This window comes from Oscillibacter sp. (genome assembly GCF_031978065.1).
Lineage (GTDB): Bacteria > Bacillota > Clostridia > Oscillospirales > Oscillospiraceae > Oscillibacter.
The window spans coordinates 1-6677 of the sequence record NZ_DALZCH010000145.1 but is presented as its reverse complement, the minus strand read 5'-3'; the positions used below and the strand labels follow the sequence as shown (position 1 = coordinate 6677).

11 protein-coding genes are annotated in these 6677 nt (G+C 45.6%); 6 read left to right on the top strand and 5 right to left on the bottom strand.

Annotated elements, in window-relative coordinates:
• Both RTK01_RS15365 and RTK01_RS15360 read right to left on the bottom strand, forming a co-directional pair.
• On the bottom strand, positions 1-361 hold a 361-nt coding region (locus tag RTK01_RS15365; protein ID WP_312281814.1), incomplete at its 3' end, for a relaxase/mobilization nuclease domain-containing protein.
• A gap of 78 nt (positions 362-439) precedes the next feature.
• A complete protein-coding gene (locus RTK01_RS15360; RefSeq protein ID WP_312281813.1) occupies positions 440-739 on the bottom strand; it encodes a CD1845 family protein in 300 nt (99 codons plus the stop codon).
• Positions 740-1039: 300 nt separating this feature from the next.
• Here RTK01_RS15360 and RTK01_RS15355 point away from each other — a divergent pair, with 300 nt between their 5' ends.
• The 6 genes from RTK01_RS15355 to RTK01_RS15330 are packed head-to-tail and all read left to right on the top strand — an operon-like array spanning position 1040 to position 5483.
• Positions 1040-1375, top strand: a complete 336-nt coding sequence (locus RTK01_RS15355) for a metalloregulator ArsR/SmtB family transcription factor (RefSeq protein WP_312281812.1) — start codon at positions 1040-1042, stop codon at positions 1373-1375.
• The gene (gene arsB / locus RTK01_RS15350) at positions 1368-2429 is read left to right on the top strand and encodes an ACR3 family arsenite efflux transporter (protein WP_312281811.1); all 1062 of its coding nucleotides are present in this window, start codon (positions 1368-1370) and stop codon (positions 2427-2429) included. Before RTK01_RS15355 ends, arsB begins: the two co-directional genes overlap by 8 nt.
• Positions 2413-2904, top strand: coding sequence for an N-acetyltransferase family protein (locus tag RTK01_RS15345; protein ID WP_312281810.1), 492 nt, complete (start codon positions 2413-2415; stop codon positions 2902-2904). Before arsB ends, RTK01_RS15345 begins: the two co-directional genes overlap by 17 nt.
• Before the next feature lie 23 nt (positions 2905-2927).
• Positions 2928-3302: an arsenite efflux transporter metallochaperone ArsD gene (gene arsD / locus RTK01_RS15340; protein ID WP_312281809.1), complete on the top strand. Its 375-nt coding sequence runs from the start codon at positions 2928-2930 to the stop codon at positions 3300-3302.
• Between the two features lie 18 nt (positions 3303-3320).
• Positions 3321-5054, top strand: coding sequence for an arsenical pump-driving ATPase (gene arsA / locus RTK01_RS15335; protein ID WP_312281808.1), 1734 nt, complete (start codon positions 3321-3323; stop codon positions 5052-5054).
• Between the two features lie 15 nt (positions 5055-5069).
• Positions 5070-5483 (top strand): arsenate reductase ArsC, encoded by a 414-nt coding sequence (locus RTK01_RS15330; RefSeq protein ID WP_312281807.1) that lies wholly within the window; start codon positions 5070-5072, stop codon positions 5481-5483.
• Between the two features lie 86 nt (positions 5484-5569).
• On the opposite strand, the gene RTK01_RS15325 is transcribed toward RTK01_RS15330, so the two are convergent.
• The 3 genes from RTK01_RS15325 to RTK01_RS15315 form a co-directional block, all read right to left on the bottom strand.
• A complete protein-coding gene (locus RTK01_RS15325) occupies positions 5570-5911 on the bottom strand; it encodes a plasmid mobilization protein (protein ID WP_312281806.1) in 342 nt (113 codons plus the stop codon).
• Positions 5908-6093: a DUF4316 domain-containing protein gene (locus tag RTK01_RS15320; protein WP_312281805.1), complete on the bottom strand. Its 186-nt coding sequence runs from the start codon at positions 6091-6093 to the stop codon at positions 5908-5910. Before RTK01_RS15320 ends, RTK01_RS15325 begins: the two co-directional genes overlap by 4 nt.
• A 176-nt stretch (positions 6094-6269) precedes the next feature.
• Positions 6270-6677 (bottom strand): cysteine-rich VLP protein (locus RTK01_RS15315; protein WP_397353030.1); only part of this gene is annotated, 408 nt, incomplete at its 5' end.

Below are 6677 nucleotides of genomic sequence, written 5' to 3'. Positions count from 1 at the left end.
GACGGTCAACATGGGAAACCACGAAAAAGGCGTGTTTGCCTTTTGTCCAGCGCATGGCGAAATCATAGCCGATTTTAAGCGCTGTTTCGGAATCCACTTCACCGGGAACAAAGGACTGGCGTACCTGATAGCACAAAATGTCCTCGTCCTTTTTCTGCTCCCGGCCTGTGATAGCCTTGTACTTGGCCTTGCTTAAAAGAAACTCTGCATCTGCGGTTTTCGGGTCACACTCATAGGCAAGAACCAAATCGCCGCCCTGTGTTTTCTCCGGGTTCTGCCCGTAGTCAAAACGGTCTTTCATGGACTGTGCTATCGTTTCCCCCTTGCTGATATGATGGGGCTTGAAATAGGTTGTCGCCATGTGCGGCCCTCCTTTCTGTAAAAAATAACTTCGGGCCAACTTGGCCCGAAGTCACCCGGCGCTTATACCGCCCTGTGTTCAGCTTACAATAAAATAGCGGAGCGAACAGTTAATGCTTCTCAGCCTGTTTGCCAGCCATTCCCCAATGGCAGGAATACCAAAAGGAGAGAGCAGGAAGGACAGAAACAGGAAAACACAGCAGCCGAGCTTTTCCCCTGTCAGCAACAAGGCAATACTAAGTAATACCCCTATCCCTGAAGCAATCTCCATAAAGACTGTGGCATAGCAGAACAGAAATACAAATACAGGCGTTGCAATCGTCAGAATGACAATAAACGGAATGGCGATAATCTTAAAAATGAATTTGATAAACTGCATAAATAATTCCCCTTTCTTCTTTGAAATACAGGCGTAATATTAGCTTCTGCCTATATTTTACCATGCGGGAAAGAGGGCAACAATGTTGTCGAGGTAGCACCAATCTTGTCCTGTGACTTCGGGCCAACTTGGCCCGAAGTGGGATATGTAGAAAGATGCGACAGCGTACTAAGGGCAATGGCGTTTGCTTTATTTTCTTTAAAAACAAAAATATTTTTAGAAGCGCAATCTCATATTGACACTTTTCGATTTGGCGCATATAATATATCATATTGAAGAATATAGATGTGAGGTGCCAATATGGAAAACTATTTGGAAAATACAAAAGTGTTTAAGGCGCTGGGCGACCCCAAAAGAGCTATGATTGTTGATATGCTCTCTTGCGGAGAACTTTGCGCCTGCATGATTTTAGAGAAATTTGAAATGTCCCAATCTACGCTGTCCCACCACATGAAGCTTCTATGTGAATGTGGACTTGTCAAAGGCCGGAACGAGGGCAAATGGACGTATTACTCTTTGGACGAAGAAACCATCAGCAAGACAAAACAATTTTTCTGCTCCATTACCAGCGATAAGGAAAACTGTATTTGCAAAGAAGATACAGGCTGCTGCAAAGGATGTGATGACAATGAGTAAGGAGAAAAACACTGGTATCGGCTTCTTTGAAAAATACCTTACAATTTGGGTGCTGATCTGTATGGCGGCGGGAATTTTAATCGGCAAGTTCCTGCCAGGTATTCCTGAATTTTTAAGCCGCTTTGAGTATGCACAAATATCCATTCCGATTGCTGTACTCATTTGGGTGATGATTTACCCCATGATGATGAAAGTGGATTTTCAGTCCATCAAAAATGTACGCAACAATCCGCAGGGGCTTCTTATATCCAGCGGAACAAGCTGGCTGATCAAACCATTTCTCATGTTTGGTCTTGCCTCCTTCTTTTTCTACGTCGTATTTAAGGCGTTTATACCATCCGAGCTTGCACAAAGCTATGTCGCCGGAGCCGTCTTGCTGGGTGCAGCCCCCTGTACTGCAATGGTGTTTGTTTGGAGCAATCTGACAAAGGGTGATCCCGCCCACACCTTAGTGCAGGTGGCAGTCAATGACCTAATTATCCTCGTTGCATTTGTTCCCATTGTATCCTTTCTACTGGGTGTAACGAATATTTTCGTGCCGTGGGATACACTCATTCTTTCCATTGTTTTATTTGTTGTTGTTCCTCTTGTGGGCGGCTTTCTTACCCGATATTTCATGGTAAAAAACAAAGGCGAGGAATATTTCACGCAAAGGTTTATTCCTAAATTTGATAATGTTACAACTGTTGGACTTCTCCTGACATTGGTTATCATCTTCTCATTCCAAGGAGATGCCATACTGGAAACCCCCTTACATGTCCTTTTGATAGCTATTCCGTTGATTCTGCAAAATGTCCTCACTGCCGCCTTTGCCTACTGGATGTGCAAGATAACAAAGCAGCCCCATAACGTTGCGGCTCCTGCCGCACTCATTGGTGCATCGGACTTTTTTGAACTGTCGGTGGCTGTAGCGATTGCACTTTTCGGGCCAACTTCCCCGGTGGTGCTGGTCTGTACCGTTGGCGTTCTGACAGAAGTGCCGGTTATGCTCTTGCTTGTAAGGTTTGTCAATAAAACGAAAGGCTGGTTTCCTCAAAATGAATTACAAAATTAGAGAAATGCAAAAAGGCGACTGGAAATCAGTCAGCGAAATCTACCAGCAAGGTATGGATACGAACCTTGCAACATTTCAAACGGAATGCCCCACTTATGAAGAATTTGACCAGTCCCATATCAAGCAATGCCGCTTTGTAATAACCGATGGTGATGTCATTGCCGGTTGGGCAGCGTTAACTCCTGTGTCAAGCCGCTGTGTCTATCGTGGCGTAGCGGAAGTCAGTATTTACATCCATGATACCCATAGAGGAAAAGGTGCGGCAACCCAGCTGCTGAACTTTCTCTCAAAGCAATCTGAAAAAGATGGTATCTGGACACTGCAATCGGGAATTATGGCTGACAACAAAGCAAGCATTCGTTTGCATGAAAAATGCGGATTCCGTCAAGTGGGATTCCGTGAACGAATTGGGCAAGACCGTTTTGGACAGTGGCGTAATACCGTTCTTATGGAACGAAGAAGCAATTTAATATAATCATATAGAAGGAGAGATTTATCATGAAAAAAATGCAAATATTTGAACCTGCCATGTGCTGTGACACCGGCCTTTGCGGTGTGAGTGTTGACCCGGAGCTGCTCCGCATTTCTACTGTTTTAAATGCACTGAAAAAGAACGGAGTGGCAGTTGACCGCTTTAATCTAAGCAGTGCGCCGATGGCTTTTGTCAATAACAAAACAATCAACGCCTTTATCAATGAAAAAGGTGTTGCGGAGTTGCCCGCTGTTATGATCAATGAAAAAATCGTGATAACAGGCCGCTATCCAACCAATGAGGAGCTTGTTTCTTTGCTGGAGGTTCCCGCAAGCTATTTGACCGAAGCAAAATCCGTAAAGCAAGGCGGTTGCTGCTGTTCTGACGGGAACTGCTGCTAAAAGAAAGGAGGTTCCTCAATGCAAATCTTTGACCCAAACAAAATCACCTTAACGAAATACTTGTTTTACACAGGTAAAGGTGGTGTAGGGAAAACATCTGTAGCGTGTGCAACGGCGGTAAATCTTGCGGATAGTGGCAAAAGAGTTCTTCTTGTCAGCACAGACCCGGCATCCAACTTGCAGGATGTATTTGACACGCCGCTTTCAGGGAGAGCCACTTCCATTGCAGAAGTACCTCGTCTTGATGTGGCAAACCTTGACCCTATGCAGGCAGCGGCAGAATACAAGGAAAGCGTGCTTGCGCCTTATCATGGTAAGCTTCCGGAATCAGTTCTCGCTAATATGGAAGAACAGCTTTCTGGTTCCTGCACAGTGGAGATTGCCGCTTTCAATGAGTTTTCCAACTTCATTACCAATAAAGAGATGGAGGAAAAATACGACCACATTCTTTTTGACACCGCACCTACAGGGCATACCCTTAGAATGTTGCAGCTTCCCTCTGCGTGGAGCAATTTTATTAGCGAAAGTACGCATGGGGCATCATGCTTAGGGCAATTATCCGGGCTTGAAAGTAAAAAGGAAATGTATAAAGCTGCGGTTGAAACACTGACAGACCGCGCACAAACAACCTTAATTCTTGTGACTCGCCCCGAAACAGCCCCCCTCAAAGAAATAGAGCGGGCTTCTTACGAATTAGCGGAGCTTGGTGTACGCAATCAGTCTATGGTAATTAATGGGGTGTTGACTGATTATGATGACACCATTTCTAAAAGCCTTTTTGATAAACAGCAAAAAGCCCTTACAGATATGCCAAAACCGTTACAAGCAATCAATGCCTACATGGTTCCTTTGAGGGCATACAACATTACAGGTATGGAGAATGTCAGGTCACTGCTCACAAAGGATGGCTATGTCACCAATGATGAAACCATGAAAGCAGAGCATGTTCCCCAGCTAAAGTATGTCATTGATGACCTATACCATAACGGCAAAAAAGTGATTTTTACGATGGGAAAAGGCGGTGTTGGAAAAACTACACTTGCTGCCGCTATTGCTTTAGGGCTTTCTGAAAAGGGTAAAAAGGTGCATTTAACCACTACTGACCCGGCAGCACACTTAAAATTTGTTCTCGATGAAAACAGCGGAATTACCATGAGCCATATTGACGAGCATAAGGAACTGGCACGCTATCAGGAGGAAGTTTTAACAAAAGCACGGGAAACCATGTCAGAAGAAGATATTGCCTATATCGAAGAAGATCTGCGTTCTCCTTGTACACAAGAAATTGCCGTATTCAGAGCTTTTGCGGAAGTTGTGGAGCGTTCCGAAAATGAAATTGTTGTCATTGATACCGCACCTACAGGGCATACACTTCTGCTATTGGATTCTACATTGAGCTATCATAAAGAGGTTCAGAGGACACAAGGCAATATCCCCGATTCCGTAAGGAAGCTGCTGCCACGTTTGCGAAGTGTTGAAACAGCAGTCATTATTGTAGCCTTGCCTGAAGCTACTCCAGTTTACGAAGCCTTACGTCTGGAAGAAGACTTGAAACGTGCCAATATTGCTACAAAGTGGTGGCTCGTGAATTCTTCTCTGTATCATACAAAAACAACAAACGCCCTGTTAGCTGCAAAAGCCAGCAATGAAATTCCTTGGATAAACAAGATAGCAGAACACACGAACGGCAATTTTGCTTTAATCGCTTGGCATGCAGATGATATGAAGGGCGATAAGCTAAGAGAGCTATAAAAAGGGAGGTCTTTCATGAATAAGGAAATAAACAAACCCAAGGTGGCATTTATTTGTGTTCACAACTCTTGCCGAAGCCAAATTGCGGAAGCTCTCGGCAAGCACCTCGCCACCGAGGTGTTTGAAAGCTATTCTGCGGGGACAGAAACAAAGCCGCAGATCAATCAGGATGCCGTTCGATTAATGAAACAGCTCTATGATATTGACATGGAGAAAACACAGCGTTCCAAATTACTTTCAGAAATTCCTCCAGTTGATATTGTTATTACTATGGGCTGTAATGTTCAGTGTCCTTTTTTACCCTGTAAGCACCGGGAGGATTGGGGGCTTGATGATCCGACTGGTAAAGGCGATGAAGAGTTTATTGCGGTCATACACAAAATAGAAACAAAAATGGAGGCGCTTATTACTAAGATTATTGCTATGTAGCAGTTTAATAAAACTGACATGCTCAATACTTCGGGCCAAGTTGGCCCGAAGTCATAGGCCAAGAGGCAGAGGCGGCCCCCCTGCTCTCATAGGACTGTAACCGCCGCAAGCTGTTCCAGAATCTCGGACACCCGGCCCCATAGCTCGGCGTAATCTTTTTGCAGGGCTGTAATCTCGGACGGATAAACACCGTAGGTATTGGCATGAATGGCGACCTGATTCAGATTGTTTGCACATCTGCGTTGCAGGGAAACAAGCTCCCGAACAGGTGAGAGGTCAACATTAAGAACATATCCATTCAAAGCTATTTTGCGGATATAGGCACTTAAATTCTGCGTTCCCGCTTCCTCCATACGCTTCTGAATGGCAGCGTATTCTTCCTCACTTACCCAGACAAAGAGGGGAACGCCACGCTTGCGCCGTTTCACCGTTCTTCCCGTTCCCGGCTTCGCCGTTTTGTCGGCGACTCCTTTACCCGGTCTTTCGGCTTTTCCTCCGGGCGGGCCTGTGGAACAGGCAGAGGGGCATTATTGGGAATACCGTCAATCATGTTGTAATTCTGTTCCGTGGAAAGCTCCGCATTTTTCAAATAGTTTTCTTTTTCCTGCATAGAAAAATCCTCCTTTTATGACTTCGGGCCAACTTGGCCCGAAGTGGTTATCTGTCTTTATTTATAGGGCAATGTTACGATTGGGCAGGTGCGGTCATAGAATAAGCCGCACCTGCCTAAAACCGGCCCTTGAAAGCCCCATAAACAGGGGCTTTTTTCAGCCCTAATCGTAACAGCTATGCCTTATCCGAACGTCGCTTTTTCCTCATTCTTTCCCGGCTCCTGCGGCGGTTGCCCTCCGCTTGGCAGGCTGGCGAACAGTAGGCCCGTGTTTCGTCTGATACAAACGCCTTTCCACAAATGGCGCAAGCGTCCATTTCAGGAGCGGCCCGGCCTAACAAAGTCGCTTCGAGCTTTGGGTCATTGGGAAGGACGGCATTTTGAAAACACTTGCAGTATGCGCCCGTCCACCATTTATCCAGCATATAACAGCCGCCATAGTCAAGGGGCAAACAGCCGGATTCACTGTCATAGTTGGAGTACATGGAAGTGACCAGATTTCGGATAGTCACTCGTTCCCCAGGGGTCAGCTTGAGGCTACCCATGACTATGACCACCAACCAACTTCGGGCCAAGTTGGCACG